The organism is Sorangium sp. So ce321 (assembly GCF_051530195.1).
Lineage (GTDB): Bacteria > Myxococcota_A > Polyangia > Polyangiales > Polyangiaceae > Sorangium.
Map to the genome: position 1 here is coordinate 3390025 of NZ_CP150329.1, position 14987 is coordinate 3405011.

The 14987-nt window shown below is 69.8% G+C and carries 12 protein-coding genes and 1 pseudogene; 5 read left to right on the forward strand and 8 right to left on the reverse strand.

The window, feature by feature from the left end; translation table 11 throughout:
* Nucleotides 1–386 precede the first annotated feature (386 nt).
* Nucleotides 387–857 (reverse strand): annotated as a pseudogene (locus WME89_RS13210) (AAA family ATPase); the annotation flags it as partial.
* Entirely contained in the window at nucleotides 760–1749 is a 990-nt protein-coding gene (locus WME89_RS13215) for a serine/threonine protein kinase (protein ID WP_438011929.1), read from the reverse strand. The gene WME89_RS13215 and the pseudogene WME89_RS13210, both read right to left, overlap by 98 nt.
* A gap of 481 nt (nucleotides 1750–2230) precedes the next feature.
* On the opposite strand from WME89_RS13215, the gene WME89_RS13220 reads away from it, so the two are divergent.
* A complete protein-coding gene (locus tag WME89_RS13220) occupies nucleotides 2231–3454 on the forward strand; it encodes an FG-GAP repeat domain-containing protein (protein ID WP_438009534.1) in 1224 nt (407 codons plus the stop codon).
* A 103-nt stretch (nucleotides 3455–3557) separates the two neighbouring features.
* On the opposite strand, the gene WME89_RS13225 is transcribed toward WME89_RS13220, so the two are convergent.
* Nucleotides 3558–3917 carry a hypothetical protein gene (locus tag WME89_RS13225; RefSeq protein ID WP_438009535.1) on the reverse strand — a complete coding sequence of 120 codons (360 nt, stop codon included), beginning with the start codon at nucleotides 3915–3917 and terminating at the stop codon, nucleotides 3558–3560.
* A gap of 863 nt (nucleotides 3918–4780) precedes the next feature.
* On the opposite strand from WME89_RS13225, the gene rnk reads away from it, so the two are divergent.
* Nucleotides 4781–5203: a nucleoside diphosphate kinase regulator gene (rnk, locus tag WME89_RS13230; RefSeq protein WP_438009536.1), complete on the forward strand. Its 423-nt coding sequence runs from the start codon at nucleotides 4781–4783 to the stop codon at nucleotides 5201–5203.
* A 64-nt stretch (nucleotides 5204–5267) separates the two neighbouring features.
* Here rnk and WME89_RS13235 read toward each other — a convergent pair whose 3' ends face one another.
* Complete coding sequence (locus WME89_RS13235) at nucleotides 5268–6611, reverse strand: S1 family peptidase (RefSeq protein WP_438009537.1); 1344 nt, start codon at nucleotides 6609–6611, stop codon at nucleotides 5268–5270.
* A gap of 593 nt (nucleotides 6612–7204) precedes the next feature.
* On the opposite strand from WME89_RS13235, the gene WME89_RS13240 reads away from it, so the two are divergent.
* Nucleotides 7205–7597, forward strand: coding sequence for a hypothetical protein (locus WME89_RS13240; protein ID WP_438009538.1), 393 nt, complete (start codon nucleotides 7205–7207; stop codon nucleotides 7595–7597).
* 135 nt (nucleotides 7598–7732) lie between these two features.
* Here WME89_RS13240 and WME89_RS13245 read toward each other — a convergent pair whose 3' ends face one another.
* The 3 genes from WME89_RS13245 to WME89_RS13255 form a co-directional block, all read right to left on the reverse strand.
* Nucleotides 7733–9127: a hypothetical protein gene (locus WME89_RS13245; protein ID WP_438009539.1), complete on the reverse strand. Its 1395-nt coding sequence runs from the start codon at nucleotides 9125–9127 to the stop codon at nucleotides 7733–7735.
* 551 nt (nucleotides 9128–9678) lie between these two features.
* Nucleotides 9679–10566, reverse strand: coding sequence for a glycoside hydrolase family 11 protein (locus WME89_RS13250; protein WP_438009540.1), 888 nt, complete (start codon nucleotides 10564–10566; stop codon nucleotides 9679–9681).
* A gap of 511 nt (nucleotides 10567–11077) precedes the next feature.
* On the reverse strand, nucleotides 11078–11785 hold the full coding sequence (locus tag WME89_RS13255; protein ID WP_438009541.1) for a glutathione S-transferase N-terminal domain-containing protein: 708 nt from the start codon (nucleotides 11783–11785) through the stop codon (nucleotides 11078–11080).
* A 296-nt stretch (nucleotides 11786–12081) separates the two neighbouring features.
* On the opposite strand from WME89_RS13255, the gene WME89_RS13260 reads away from it, so the two are divergent.
* Nucleotides 12082–12609, forward strand: coding sequence for an MGMT family protein (locus WME89_RS13260; RefSeq protein WP_438009542.1), 528 nt, complete (start codon nucleotides 12082–12084; stop codon nucleotides 12607–12609).
* 109 nt (nucleotides 12610–12718) lie between these two features.
* Nucleotides 12719–13540, forward strand: a complete 822-nt coding sequence (locus WME89_RS13265; protein WP_438009543.1) for a hypothetical protein — start codon at nucleotides 12719–12721, stop codon at nucleotides 13538–13540.
* 33 nt (nucleotides 13541–13573) lie between these two features.
* Here the strand turns inward: WME89_RS13265 and WME89_RS13270 are convergent, their stop codons facing one another.
* Nucleotides 13574–14710: a PAS domain-containing protein gene (locus tag WME89_RS13270; protein ID WP_438009544.1), complete on the reverse strand. Its 1137-nt coding sequence runs from the start codon at nucleotides 14708–14710 to the stop codon at nucleotides 13574–13576.
* Nucleotides 14711–14987 lie beyond the last annotated feature (277 nt).

A 14987-nucleotide genomic window follows, 5' to 3' on the forward strand; every position in this document is an offset into this window, starting at 1 on the left:
AGCATGAAGCCGTACGTCACGTAGACCCAGCTCGACAGCGCCGAGTTGCCGTGCCGGAGCGACAGGCTCGCCATCCTGGCCACGACGAGCTGGTAGAGGCGGGGGTCCAGGAGGTAGGCCGGCGTCTCCAGGCACGCGAGCAGCTTGAGCTCCGCGAGCCTGTCCGGGTCGGTGAGCTCCTGGCCCGCGCCGATGTCCTCGATCCGGCGGTCGCCGAGGCACCTCGCGACCTCGGCGAGCTCCGCGCCGGAGGCCGCCTCGAGCGCGGCGGCGTCGCCGGGCAGGTCGACGTCGAACAGGCGCAGGCCGCGGCGCCCCTCGGCGCCCTCCGGCTCCGTGAGCAGGAGCTCGAGCAGCTTCAGCGAGGCAGGGTCGGCCCACTGCAGGTCGTCGATGAAGACGACGAGGAGCTGCTCGTCCGTGACGGCGCGGACGAAGCTCTGGAACGCGAGGTTGAAGCGGTTCTGCGACTCGCTCGGTCCGAGCGGCTGGAGCGGGGGCTGCGGGCCGATGATGCGCGCGAGCTCGGGGACGACGTTGACGACGACCTGCCCGTTCGCGCCGAGCGCGGCTGCGATCCGGGCCCTCCACGCCGACAGGCGCTCCTCTCGCTCGGACAGGATGTGACCGCAGAGCTCGCCGAACGCCTGCGCGATGGCCGCATAGGGGGCGCGCTGCGCGAGCTGCCCGAATTTGCCGGAGACGAAGTCGCCGCGCCGGCGCGCGAGGGTCTTGTAGACCTCGTGGACGAGGGCGGATTTACCGACGCCGGCGTGCCCTGCGACGAGGAGCAGCTCGGTGGCGCCGGCCGCCGCGCGCCCGCAGGTCGGCCGCGAGCGCCTCCGTCTCGGCCTCACGGCCGTAGAGCTTCTCGGGTATGCAGAGCTCTCCGCCCGCGTCTCGCGCGGCGAGCGGGAAGGGATCGATACGGCCGTCGGCCTCGTACCGCCGGAGGCACTCCTCGAGATCTGCCTGGAGCGCCTCCGCGCGCTGATAGCGCTCCTCCGCGGCCTTGGAGAGGAGCTTCATCACGATATCGGAGAGCACGCCGGGGACGTGCGGTGACACGGAGAGCGGCGGCGCGGGCGCCCTGGCGAGGTGACAGTGCACGAGCTCCATGGCGGAGGACGCGGCGAACGGGAGGGAGCCCGTGATCATCTGGTAGAGGGTGACCCCGAATGAATAGAGGTCGGTCCGGCAGTCGAGGCTGCGGTTCATCCAGCCCGTCTGCTCGGGGGACATGTAGGCGAGGGTCCCCTCGGCGACGTCCGGGTTCTCGGCCCTGAGCACCTCGTGGGAGAGGCGCGTGGCGATACCGAAGTCGGTGAGCCTGACCTCGAGTGGATCGAGGCGGACCAGGATATTGTGCGGCTTGATGTCCTTGTGGATGACGCCGGCGCGGTGCAGCGCGGCGAGGGTGCCCGCGACGCGGGTGCCGATGCGCAAGGTGGTCGGCAAGTCGAGCGCGTCGTTCCGGAGGACGGCGTCGAGCGACGTGGCGCCGAAGTCCTCCATGACGAGGACGGGCACCCCCCCGCGCTCCTCGACGCCGAGGACGCTGACGACGCCCGCGTGAGCGAGCTCCTTCGCGATCGCCTGACCGGCAACCCGTCGCCGGCGCGGCGCGCCCGGCAGACGATCACGTGCGGCCCTTGGTGCAGGATGTCGTCGGCGTCGTACCCCGGCAGCGGCGCCTCGGGTGAGCCGCCAACAGCGCTTTCTTTCCGCATGCGGGGAGCATACAGTCAGGACCTGGGTCGACGGCTAGCACCAAACGCCCTGGTCGCCGCAGACTGACACTCACGTACAGATCGCGCCCCGGAGGTCGGGCCACCGCAGAGATCGGCTCATCGCAGAGCTCGCTTGCATCGTGAACCTCTACACCGCAGGGCCGGTAAAATGGCTGTGCGCAGGCAGGGGACGATGACCATCGTGAGCATCAGGTCACACCGGTGGAGGCGAGTCAGCGGCCGAGCAAATCCATGAGCCAGGTCATGTGCCCGGGCGCGGCACGCCGTGCTCGATGAGGGCGAGCATGGAGCAGGTGCTGTACCGGGCCCGTAACAGTGTCACGGCGGCGCGACACCCGCGCGTCGCGCCGCCGTGACGCTCCGCCAGGGGAGCGCGGGGAGACCCGGGTGATCGCCGGGGCTTCTCCGCTGGTACGCCGGTTGCGATAACGCCTGGCCGTGGCGAGGCCGAGGCGGCGATTGCCGGGAGACACTCGATCATGCGTACGAACAGGATCCAGACAGCCATTCTTCTTCTTTCGATGTTCATCGCCGCGGCGGCCTCCGGGTGCGCCGCCGGCGCAGGCGACGCCGAGGAGGGCGCCGGCGCGGACGGGGAGGGCGCGCTCGTGGGCGAGGCCTCCCAGGCGCTCGCCGTCTGCAACGACGGCATCCACTCGCCCAGCGAGCTCTGCTACTCGGGCCCGGTGGAGGTCCTCGATGTGCCCAACTCCGGCGATGCGATCGCCGTGGGCCGCCTCAACGCGGGCACCGCCCTCGACTTCGTGGTGGCCTCGGCGCTCGGGGACCAGATCCGGATCAAGCTCGGCAACGGGAGCGGCGGGTTCCCTGGCGCTTTCCAGTACACCATGGGCGACGGACCGACCGACGTCGCCATCGGCGATTTCGACGGCGATGGGCTGAAGGACATCCTCGCGACCGTGACCCATGAAGATCGGGTGCGGGTCCGCTGGGGCGGCGGGAGCCCGAGCTGGGGAAGCTTCAGCTCTTTCATGGTGGGGGACAGCCCGCTCAAGACGGCGGTCGGCGACCTCAACGGTGACGGGCGCGACGACGTCGTCACCGCCAATGGCGCGAACAGCTACACGGTGCGGCTCGGCGCCGCCGGCGGCTTCGGCGCGCCGCAGAGCCATGCCTCCAGCGGGTTCAACATCAACCTCCGCCTCGCGGACTGCGACGCCGACGGGGACCTCGACCTGCTCTACGCTGACGGCGTGGACACCGATCTCACGTTCAAGGCGCGCAAGAACAACGGGGCCGGCGCGTTCGGCGCCCCGATCGCGCTGAATCTGGGGGTCGGGTCCAGCGGATTCGCGCACTCGCTGACGGTGGGAGACTGGAACGAGGACGGGATCCAGGACGTGGTGGTGGCCCTGAGCGAGCACAAGATGGTGCGCCTGCTGGGCGCTGGCGGCTGCACCTTCGGGAGCAAGGCCACCGCGGCGACGGGGCTCAACCCCGTGGAGATCCAGAACGCCGACATGAACCTCGACGGCAACCGCGACCTCGTGATCGCCCACCACAGCACCGCGGAGATCTCCATCTACCTCGGCCAGGGGAACGGCAACTTCTCCCCCCCGGAGGTGATCGCCACGCCGGACGCGGTCCTCGATCTCGGCGTCGGGGACTTCAACAGCGACGGCCTCCCCGACATCGTGTTCAGCGGATGGAATGGGGCGTACCTCCTCGCTTCGGATCCCTGAGGGCCGGGGCGGCTCCCGGGGCCCACGCCGGCTTCCACGTCCACAGAGATCTGCCGTTCGTCGTTGCGCTGCGACCACAGAGCCACGACCTGCGCGGCGGGCGCTATGGAATCGAGAACGACTGTGACCGGGTGACGGGGCCCCCGGAGAACGACGGGATCGCCGCGCCTCGGAAGATCGAGGCGACACAGGAAGCGACGTCGGTGGCCGCGAACGGCTGACCAACGACGATCGCGTAACCGACCTGGCCATTCGGCGCGAACGTCACCTGCACGACGCCGCTCCCGGTGGGGCCCGTGGGTGTCGCGCAGCTCTTCGCCTTCGCCGAGGCCTCGACCAGGACCCGACGGGCGAACAGATCGTGGAAGGGCCTCTCCGGCGCGACCCCGGCCCCATCCCTGGATACGGGTACGCCCGGAAGGGGGTAGACTGGTTCCTGCGCTGCTTCCGGTGCGCTCGGCACGTGGGGCGCAGGCTCGGGACCGGTCGCCTTGTGCCCATCAGCGGCCCTGCCCGACTCGACTGGACGGGGCTGCGATGTCCTCCGGCCATCCTGCGCCTGCACCGTCGGCTTGCGCTCTTCGCCGGTGCTCGTGTCCGGGGGAGCGCTGGGCGGCGCGTTCGTCGCTGCTGACGGCGCGAGGCGCGCCTCGGGAGCCGGCGTCTCCGCCCGTTGGTTGCCCTACGTAGGCGAGGGTACATGAACAGTGGGCGAGGAACCAGAGTGTCCACCGCACGGCGCCCCCGGGCGAGACGCCCGTTTGCGGCGCCGCGCCACGTCCGTCGGCGCGGTCCGCGCCTCGATGCTCCGGCAGGCGACGTGCGCCGCTCAGCATCCATCGGAGCCAGCCGCGTCTCGCTTGTGGACGGCGCGCAGCGCTCCCAGACGCGGCAAGTACGGCGGGCTCCGGCTCGCGAAGCGCTGCGCCGTGAGCCCGGCCTTTCGCTGCGGGCGCCGTTCCCCTGAGCTCGTTCGTGACCGGACGCGCTACCCCCCTTGTCGTGGCCCGCGGGGGACCGTCGTGTTACGGTCTTCACGGGATGAACGCCTGCCTGCACCTCGTCGCGTCGCGTTCGTGGCCTTGCCACGCCGCGCGTGGCGCGCTCGTCCCCCTGCGGACCCGGCTGCTCTGCCCGAGGTCGCCCGCACGCTCGTAGGGGAGCGGTCCTCCGGCGCCCTTCGCCGGCCGCTCCCGGGATGAAGCGGGCTGGCGTCGAGGGCGCCTGCACGAGTGATCTGGACGAGCGCTCGCGCCGGCCAGCCCGCCCGGCGCAGACCTCCGGCCGAGCCCGCATCGCGTCGACGATACAAGGAGATCCCAGCTCATGGCACCTCACTCGAACCCCATTGTCATCACCGAATTCGACCGCGACCGGCTCGCGCGGCTGCTCGAAGCGCTCCGCGCGCGGCCCGGGGGCGATTCCCCGGACCTGGAGGCGCTCGAGATCGAGATCGAGCGCGCGGACGTCGTGAAGCCGGGAGACATCCCGCCAAACGTGGTCACCATGAACTCCAAGGTCGATCTCGTCGACCTCGATACGGAGGAGCGGCTCTGCGTGACCGTCGTGTTCCCCGGGACGGCCGACGTGAAGAGCGGCCGGATCTCGGTGCTCGCGCCGGTGGGGCTGGCGCTGCTCGGCTGTCGAGCGGCCGACGAGGTGGAGTGGCCCACGCCGAGCCGCACGCGACGCCTCCGGATCGAGCGCATCGTCTACCAGCCCGAGGCGTCAGGTAGCTTCGCCCTCTGAGCCCGGTCGCAGCCCGAGCCGGCGCAAGGAGCGCGTCGCGTCATGCTGGCGAACGAGCGGTCTGCTATGGCGCGGCGTGCAAGACATTGACGTTCAGCACCGACTCGGCGGCTCGGATGCCCTGATAGAGGCTGTCGCACTCGCTGTAGCCAGCGACCTGGAGCCCGTAGGCGACGTGCGAGGCGTACATCGGCGAGCCGCTGTCGCCGCCCATCCCGCAGAACGACCCCCGACCCAGCTTGCGCACCGTCACGCCGTCGTACGTGGCAGTGACCCCGAGCTGGGTGACGTACCCGCAGTCGCTGCGCCCGTAGTACGCGCCGGTGGTGCAGATGCGCATGCCCAGCACGCTCACGTGGTCGGAGGTGATCTTGTACGCCGTGTTGGTCGTAGTATCCGGCCCGCTCGTGACGTAGACCCACGGCTCCGGATCCCACCCGGCCACGTTCTTGATCCGCAAGATCGCCATGTCACCCCCCTTGTGCCACTCCCAGTGATGCACGGGGCCGACCACATGGCTGGAGGCGTCCGTGAAGCGGGTCGACCAGTCGTCGTAGTTGTCGTACGCGCAGTGCCCGGCGGTGAACTGGTAGAGCACGTCGTCCACCTTGCTCCTGGCGATGAACGCCCCGGTGCAGCCCGTGCCGGAGTTGGTGATCCGGATACCGCCGCGCAGCGGCGAGTCACAATAAGGATAGACGCAGGCGCGCGCCGCGGGGCGGCCGGCGTACGAACCGGCCACGATCATGTCGCCGAGCCGCGCCCTCGCGGTGGCGACCAGGTCGCGCTGGGCATCGGTCAGCCGGCCCTCGGCCGGTACCTGCAGCTCGACCGCGTTGAGGTCCGTGCGCAGGCCGGCGGTCAGGGTCGCGGCCGCGCCGTCGTTGACCCTCTCGATCTCGGCGCCGAGCCATTCGTTGACGCGCTCGATCTCCGCCAGAGAGCGGCGGACCGGGACGATGTCGTAGCCTTCGGTCAGGCCGATCTTCCGGGCCGCGTCCCGCACGACAGCGGCTGCGTCGGTGACGGCCTCGCGCACGACGCCGACCAGGATCCGGTCGCCGCCGGCGACGTCGACCCAGACGCCGCCGAGCCGGTCACCCAGATCGGCGCGGAGCTGTTCGTCGAGCTGCGGCGCGAGCGTCTGCCAGCCGAGCCGCTGCTGCGCTTCGGCGTACGAGATGCCGCGCTCGCGGGCGAACCCCTCCACTTCCCAGTCGGTCTCGGCCAGGGGGGCAAACGACGGAGAGGAAAATCCGCTGGGAGACAGGCGTCCTTCCAAGGCGGAGTCTTCGTGTGAAGGCTCCGTGTCCTCATCGACCGTCAGACATCCCGCCAGCAGCGCCGTCATGACGGGCAAGGCGAGCCATTGGAGGGACAGCGTGGTCTTCCGAGCGTGGTCGTACATGTTCATTCCCTTCTTGATCAAAGGCTCTCTCGGGGAGGCGCGGCGTGCCTCGGCCGATGAGCCATGCCCATGGTCGCGATCGATGCGCGCCGCGCGGCACGCGCGTCCCCCGACGCGTCGGCCGCCTGAAGCATCGACCATCCTGCGGCGCCAGTCCGAGGCAGCGCGCCGCGAGCCGCTGATTCGCATTCTTGGATTTAGCAATGGGCGTGCCGACGATCTCGCGGCGGACGAGGACCGGCCGCCCCGGCTTCGTCGGCCGCCGTGAGCCTCGGGCTCGCGTGGCGTTGCTTTCGCGCATGTGCGTCGGCGGAAAAGATCGACGATCACGCGCGCTTCCGGGGGCCGGGCGAGAGCGCGGTCGCTCTCCTCGCGGTCCAGGAGAGCACCCGCGGGCTCCTCTCGAGGGTGTCGACCTTCCCCGCCGAGCGGCCGATAGCGCTGCTCGACCCGGGGCGTCTCGCTGGAGGGGCGAGCCTCCACGCCTGAAGGCCGGGGCCTTCAGGCCACAGCCTCCGACATGAAGCCGGGGGGAGCATGGGCTCGGGATCGAATCACAGACGCGCGTTGATCCTGGCTGTATGCTGCCGGTCATGACGCCCGTTACCCCCACCACGACGCTCTACCGCCCCGTGGGCCAGGCCGAGCTCGACCTCATCGCGGCGAGCGGCCACCGCCGCTTCCCGCCGCGCCTCCCGGAACAGCCCATCTTCTACCCGGTCTGCAACGAGGAGTACGCGACGCAGATCGCGAGCCGATGGAACACCGCCGACGGCAAGGTCGGCTACGTGACGCGGTTCGCCGTGCGATCGGACTTCCTTGCGAAGTACGACGTGCAGATCGTCGGCTCGCGCCTTCACGCGGAGTACTGGATCCCCGCCGAGGAGCTGGAGGCGTTCAACGACGCCATCGTGGGCGCGATCGAGGTGATCGGCGAGCACCGCGCCGAGGGACGCGGGTCGGCGGAGGACACGACGGCGCGATGAGCAGCGCCGGCCAGGGCGCGGAGAGCGGCCATTCCCAGCGATGACGAGCTCGATCGCGAGCTTTCGCGCGAGCTGCCACCCACGGACCGCTCACGAGGGGCAAGCGGGCCGTGGGTGAGGCGGATCGGGGCGAGTCTACATCTTCGTCGGCGCGGGCGCGCCGTCCTGGATCCACTGGCGGAGGGCCGCAAGCTGGGCGCTCGTCACGGTCGGCCTCCCGTCCGCGGCCTGCGGCATGACGCCCGTGTTGCAGGTGGCAGCGCCGGAAGGCCTGCATCCTGCGCTCCCAGCCGTCCCGGCGACCTTGAGGTAGAGCCAGCTCTGGTCCGGATTTCCCGGCACCACGAGCTTGAACTGCCCGCCGTGCGTGGAGGGCTTGTTGACGAGGCCCGCGACGATGTCCGTCGAGCTGATGTCGCCGCCGAGCGACAGACCTGCTTGTGGACCGGTCGACGGCGCAGCGTGGCAACCGCTGCACTTGTGGACCTCGCTCTCGAAGATCGGACGGATGGTGGTGTGGAACACGCCGGACTCGGTGGGGAGGGGCTCTTCCGGCTCCGGGTTCAGCTCAGGATTGATGACACGAGCGATCGCGTCCATCTCGTAGCACTGGGCCGCTACTGCGTCCTTCAGCGCCTCGTCGGTGGGCGACAGCCCCTTGGCGATGCGGTACTTCTCCCAGACGTTGTCGATCCAGCCGTGCAGCTTCCAGAACATGTAGTTGTCGATGTTCGTGAACTGGTTGCCGAGGCCGTGGTCGGTGTTGTTGCTGCGCACCCACTTGAAATGGAGATCCCCGTGCAGGCCGCTGGCCGACACGCTCGCGCCGGGGATGGCTTGCCCGGCGAAGCACTGGAGCCACATACCGAACGCGCCTTCGTCCGGGAAGCGGCTCAGGTTCTCCGGCTTGTCGATCTCGTCGGCGATCTTCGCGTTGGCGAGCGTCGTGGCGCTCCAGGGCCTGAAGTCCGCTCTCCACTGCTGGGGCAGCTCCTCCGCCGTCGTGGGGAACTTCTCGAACCCATCGAACTGCTCCGAGTGGTTCGGCCAGAGCTGCTTCAGCGACTGGATCATGTGCCGATGCATGGCGAGGAACTGGAAGCCGTCGCCCGTGGTCTTGCACTCCTGGTCCGACGGAACCGGGACCGACGAGTTGCAGATATCGACCCTGCTCTGCCCGCCGCCGAACCCACCGCCGCCACAGCGCCGGATGCTGTGCCACTCGAAGTGGGCGGCTTGCCATTCGTTCTGCTCCATCCAGGCGATGACTTCCGGCTGAACCGTGAGGTCGATCTGGCCGTTCTTGGAGAACTCCGCCGGACCGTCTTTGATCGTCGCGTCGCTGGGGTGGGGATCGAAGCCGTCGACGCAATGATCCTTCGGGTGTGTGCTGCCCGTTCCGCTCGAGGCGCCGCCGCCGCTGCCGACGGCGGCCTGTCCGGTGGACGAGGAGGCGCCGGTCGCGGTGGAGGTGGACGCGTCGCCGCCGCTGGTGACGGAGGGGGTGGCGCCCGCTCCCCCTGATCCCACGGTGCCCACGTCTGCGGCTCCGCCGGTGCCCCCGGCGTCGGGATCGCCGCTGCTGCAGGCTCCCAGCAGGAGGGCCGTAGCGCATGAGAGGAAACCGAACGTGCGTTGCGAAATCTTGCCGAATGACACGGTGGACAGGCCTGCCTGATCGTTGATTCGCATGGTGCTCCTGGTGACCGCTGGATGCCGAGGGCATGCTCCCGCAGCCGCGCGGCGAGCCCCGGTCGGGGCGTCAGCCAGCGGCTGGGTGCACTGCATGACGAGTGGCTTCCGAGCAGATAAGCGGGTCAAAAATTCGTTGCGAAAAGCTCGTCGCCGACTGCGGATGAGCCGAGGGGAAAGGAAAAGCGTCCACTCCAGAACCTGCAGGTCGCCGATGCCGGCGGTCGCGCCGCTGCTCGCCACGCGCCGCTTGACACCGCGACCTGCCACCTCACATCACGGGAAAGCGCCGATCATATGTCCTGGCGCCGGCGATTCAGAGCCCCTCCCAGCCCGTGAATGTTCACGTCTTCCAGTTAATGAACGAGACGATGCTCGAGCATCAACGCCTATTCGATGGAGACCTTCACGTCAGCGCTCCCGCTGCTCTGATACCCTTCCACGACCAACGAGACCTCATAGAAGGTCCCCAGGGTCAGTCCCTGGCGCTCCCATGCGTTGAAGTGGTTGGCGACCGTGATGGTTCCGCTCGTGCGCTTCTCCTTCCGGACGCTCCAGAACTGATAGAAGGTCGCGTTGCCTTCGATGGAAGGCTGGTTGACTCGCTGCGTCTTGTAGATGTCGTAGGTGCCTCCGTCGCTCTCGACGGTGCCCACGAGCCCTTCTCCGCCCGGCGGACGCCAGTTGCCCCAGCTATCGATGATATAATACTCGATGAGCGGGCTTGTCGTCCACCCGTAGACGCCCAGGTATGAATTGCCGTTTGGCCGGTAGTCGGCCTCGTAGGTGACGACGTGGTCCTTCCCACCCGGCCTCACGCCTTTACGGCCCAACAGGTTGTTGATGTTGCGCCATTCTACGCTGAAGCCGTCAGCCTTGTTGACCAGGCATCCTTCCCCCCGGTCCTTCCAGTACTCGTAGGTGAGTCCGCAGTGCGTGCCGATGTCATCGCTGCAGACCTCCTTGTCGGCTTCCGTGCACGCGGCAGGTGTGCCGGTTGAGCTCGAGGTAGCGGGGCCTTCCGAGCCCCCGGTTGAGCTCGAGGTGGCGGGGCCTTCCGAGCCCCCGGTCCCGGTCGTTGCCGGTCCGCCCGTGGCCGTGCTGCTCGTGGTCGTGGTCGTGCTGCCCGTGGTCACGCCGGTCGACCCGCTCGTGACACCCGCACCGCCGGTGCCGCTGCCCGTGGTCGTGCTGGTCGTGGTCGAGCCGCCCGTCCCAGCCGAGCCGCCGCCCGACCCGGCCTCTCCGGGGGAGTCGTCCGATCCCGAGCAGCCCACGGCAACGAATCCGATGATGAGAGCGAAAGTTTGAAGTGAAGTTGGACGCACGTATCCTCCTTGGCTATTCATTACCTATTCCCGGAAGCCGACCTTGTGATCACGGCTCGCACCGGAACTCGTGATCACAACGACCCGAGGGGCGTTCCATGTGCCGATCCAGGGCCGGCCATCAGGCTCGACCCTACGAAGCTGTGGACGAGCTCGCCCGACCGGCCCCGGAGGAGGTGAGCTTGCGGACAGCTGCCAGCATAAATATCGAGGAGCCGTGGCGGACGGACCCGACCGCGGCGATGCTGAGCTCGCCGACTATCCAGGCATTAAAGGGGTCGCCTTCGCTCCACGGCCAGCGGGGCTCGATAGCCAAGTACCTCGCCGCATCGAAGGCAGAAACTATCAGTCCCTCTGGATCCTGTGAAGCGGAGTCGAGCGGGAGAGTGATCGTCGTCGTCCGCCGCCCATCGCGGCCAGGACCAGGGCGTCGTGCCCCGGCGCTCCCGCAGGCTGGCGGTCAGGGGTTGCGCGGCGGAATGTCCAGCCCGCGCACCACGGCCGGCCGCGCGGCGAAGGCGCCGAGCACGCGCTTCACCTCGGTGAAGTCGTCGAACCCCACCAGCTCCCCCGCGCCGTAGAAGTCCACGACCGTGCGCACCCACGGGAAGATCGCGATGTCGGCGATGGTGTAGTCGTCGCCCATCATCCACGCGCGCCCGCGCAGGTGGCCGTCGAGGACGCCCAGCAGCCGCTTCGACTCCGCCACGTAGCGGTCGCGCGGGCGCTTGTCCTCGTAGTCCTTGCCGGCGAACTTGTGGAAGAAGCCGAGCTGGCCGAACATGGGGCCGACGCCGCCCATCTGGAACATCACCCACTGGATCGTCTCGTAGCGGCGCGCCGCGTCCTGCGGCAGCAGCTGGCCGCTCTTCTCCGCGAGGTAGAGCAGGATCGCGCCGGACTCGAACAGCGCGAGCGGCTTGCCGCCCGGCCCCTGCGGGTCGAGGATCGCCGGGATCTTGTTGTTCGGGTTGAGCGAGAGGAACTCGGGCGAGAGCTGGTCGTTGGTGTCGAAGGCGACACGGTGGACCTCGTAGGGCACGCCGGTCTCCTCCAGCGCGATCGACACCTTCACGCCGTTCGGCGTGGGCAGCGAGTAGAGCTGGATGCGGTCGGGATGCTGCGCGGGCCACTTGCGCGTGATGGGGAAGGCAGACAGATCGATCATGCTGGATCTCTTGTTGTTGGGACCGTCGGTTTGAACCATCCGAGGGGCGCGGGGCGGGGATGCAAGGCATTCCCGCGCCCAGGGGAGCAGCAAATCCAAATGTGTCGGTGACGTCAAGCACCTCATCCACCGTATCGAAGTAGTTGTTGTGCGTGATCTTGGCCACGCGATCCTCCTCGGGCAGCATGGCCGCTCATCGGCCCGCGCGCTGGCCCGATCCGCCGTGCACGGCAGCGGGGCGACGGCGAGGCGCGCCCGCAGTCCCGGACGCGGCCCATCCGTGGTAGGCCCGCCGGGTGACCACCAAGGACCGCCGCGCGCGCAAGCAAGCTCCGGAGGGCGGCCGCCGCCTCACGGTGATCCCCGGGCCACGCCGTGGGCGCCGGGAGCCTGCGGCGCTCCCCGAGACGATCTCCTGGTGGGACGCGTTCTACCGGGTCATCCGCCGGATCCCGGCGGGGCGGGTATGCACGTACGGCGCCGTCGCCGCGATGGCTGGACACCCGCGCGCGGCGCGTCACGTCGGCTATGCGCTCGCCGCCCTCAAGGAGACGGGCGAGGGCGCGGGCGTGCCCTGGCAACGCGTGCTCGGGAGCCGCCCGCGCCATCGGGCGGCCGTCACCATCAAGGATCCGGTGGGCGGCGCGCTCCAGCGCAAGCTGCTCGAGGCCGAAGGCGTCGAGTTCGACGATCGCGGCAACATCTCTCTCGAGCGCTTCGGGTGGTCGTGGAGCACGCCCGTCGCCGCGCCTGCGAAGAAGGCCCGCGTCGCCGCGCCTGCGAAGAAGGCCCGCGTCGCCGCGCCCCGGAAGCGGCGTTCGTGAGGACGCTGCGGACCGGGCATGATCCCGCCCGTCGATGGCCATCGACGCGGCGGCGGAGCGATGGAAGCATCCGCCCGGGAGCAGTCCCGGACTGGAGTCGACTGGATCGATGAAGAAGAGCAAGTTCATCATGGCAGTTCCGCTGATGCTCGCGACAGCCTGCGGGGCGACAGGGGGGCAGGACGACCAGGCGGCCGCCGCGGAGCTCGCCGCTGCGCAGGAGGCGAGCTCCCTCTCGCCCGACTTCGCCGCTCGGTACCTCGACTGCGACGAGTTCGCCGGTGTGGGGCTCGCCCCCTTGGCCTCCGTCGCGCCCCTCGTGCCGGACGACTACATCGTGATCGAGGCTGTCCCCGGGATGGCCATCGTTGTCGCGCAGGCGGCGGACTGCGCCGGGATCAGCGTGAATGGCGGGCTCGCCCGGCCAGGCATCTTCGCGCAGCTCGGGGTCGGCGTCGTCCCCCCGACCGGCACTGGAGATCGCAACTTCTACCAGATCGCATTCGCCACCACCCACCCGATCCTCGCTGCTCGCCTTCGCCTCCTCGGCGTGAACGCGCGCTACACCCCTTTCATGTCGTACGAGATCACGAACACCTCGGGCTCCCAGGCCGACCTGGCCATCTCCGTGCCTCGCCCGCTGGGCCTCGCGTTCGATCTCGACGGCCCCGTCACCCTGCCTGAGCCGTCGGCGCCGTCGAGCCCGCTCACCACGTTCAACTACTGGCATCAGTCGGCGTGGCACGGCAACATCCTCCAGGAGAACGCCGTCACCGGCATCCGCCTGGGCGAGGGGAGCGGCGTGACGCTCACGGCCGTTGGCGACGATCTCGAGGCGATCCTCGGCGGCCCGACGCTGACCTTCCCGTTCTTCTCGAGCCCCGAGACCTTCGAGGAAGCGGTGGTGACGGTCGAGACCGACGCCTTCTGATCCGCCCAGGCGCGCCTCGCGCCGAACGATCGTTCAGTTGAAGGCCCGCCGCGCCGACGCCCTGATCCCGTCGCGGAGGCTCCGCAGCATCATGACCCCGGACAGGTCGGCGCCGATCTCGGCGAAGGCCTGCGCCAGCGCCGGAGGGACGCCGGTGACGATCGGCCTCGTGCCGAGCAGGCGGAGCGAGCGGACGAGCTGCGCGATGTACTCGGCCGCCCCCGCCGTCGCCGTCGCGGCGCCGGTCAGGTCGAGGATGATGCACCGCGCGGCCCGCTCCACGACGGCGTGGAGGAGGCGCGCCGCGATCTCCTCGCTGCGCGGGCCGTCGAGCGCGCCGATCACCGGCAGCGCCAGCGTGCCCGTCGCCACCTCGAGGATGGGCGCCGACAGCATCAGGATCTCCTGCTTCTGTCGCTGCACCGTCTCGAGCGCGTCCGCGAGCTCCGCGGCGAACCGGGCCTGCGCCTCGGCCGTCTGCTCCGCCGTCCGCCGCTCCGTCTCGTCCACGTGCTGCACCAGGACCGCGGGCTCGCCGGTCACCGGATCGGGCACCTGCCGGGCCTCGACGAGGTGCCATCGCTCGCCCTGGGCCGTCCGCACCGCGGCCTCGCGCGAGGCCACCTCGCCCCGGGAAGCCGCCTCGAGCAGCGCCTCCGCCACCGCCGAATCGAGGAAGCGCCCGGCGAACGGCGCGCCCTCGCCGAACGCGCGCAGGGCCGCCGGGTTGTGGAGCAGCGCGTTCCCCGCGGCGTCGAGCAGGGTCACCATCGAGGACGCGTGGCGCAGCGCCTCGACGCTCCGGGCGAGCGCCACCTGCGCCGTGTCCTCGACGCGCAGCGCCTGGATCAACAGGCCGAGGCGTCCGTCGTCGAGCTCGACGCCCGAGAAGAAAGCGCGGAGGGGCACCGGCTCCCCGCCCGGGTAGACGGTCCACGTCTCCTCGGCTGTCTGCCCTTCTCGAAGCCGCGCGACGTACCCGGCGAGGCGGGCGCGGGCGGCAGCGGACATGTCCGAGAGGTCGCGCGACGAGAGCTCCTCGAGACTCTCGACCTTCCAGAGCTTCAGCGCGGAGGCGTTGGCCCAGAGGAAGCGCAGGCGCTCCGGATCGAGCACCAGAGTGACGATGCCGGACTCGGCGAGCGCGGCGAGGCGTTCGTTAAGCTTCATCGGTATATCCAGGGAGACGGCGCTGCCGTGTATTCCCGCATACCATGGAAGCGCGCGCCGCGCCCCGGCGATTCGCGCGGCGTGACCCGGGCTCGATTCGCGCGGCGTGGCCCGGGCTCGCCGCCGAGGCGGCCTGCGCTGCGCGCTCGCGCTGGGCCCGCCATTCCACGCGGCGCGCCTCATGGGCTACTACCTGCCGTGATCGAGGTGGCCATACCCACTCCCTCATCGAGGAGCTGCCGCGCCGTTCTTCACGAACGGACTCCGGGCCATCCCG

Coding starts and splice junctions, on each gene's coding strand:
- rnk (WP_438009536.1), top strand. CDS start 4,781: ATGGCACCTCACTCGAACCCCATTGTCATCACCGAATTCGACCGCGAC.
- WME89_RS13265 (WP_438009543.1), top strand. CDS start 12,719: ATGAAGAAGAGCAAGTTCATCATGGCAGTTCCGCTGATGCTCGCGACA.
- WME89_RS13220 (WP_438009534.1), top strand. CDS start 2,231: ATGCGTACGAACAGGATCCAGACAGCCATTCTTCTTCTTTCGATGTTC.
- WME89_RS13255 (WP_438009541.1), bottom strand. CDS start 11,785: ATGATCGATCTGTCTGCCTTCCCCATCACGCGCAAGTGGCCCGCGCAG.
- WME89_RS13270 (WP_438009544.1), bottom strand. CDS start 14,710: ATGAAGCTTAACGAACGCCTCGCCGCGCTCGCCGAGTCCGGCATCGTC.
- WME89_RS13240 (WP_438009538.1), top strand. CDS start 7,205: ATGACGCCCGTTACCCCCACCACGACGCTCTACCGCCCCGTGGGCCAG.
- WME89_RS13235 (WP_438009537.1), bottom strand. CDS start 6,611: ATGTACGACCACGCTCGGAAGACCACGCTGTCCCTCCAATGGCTCGCC.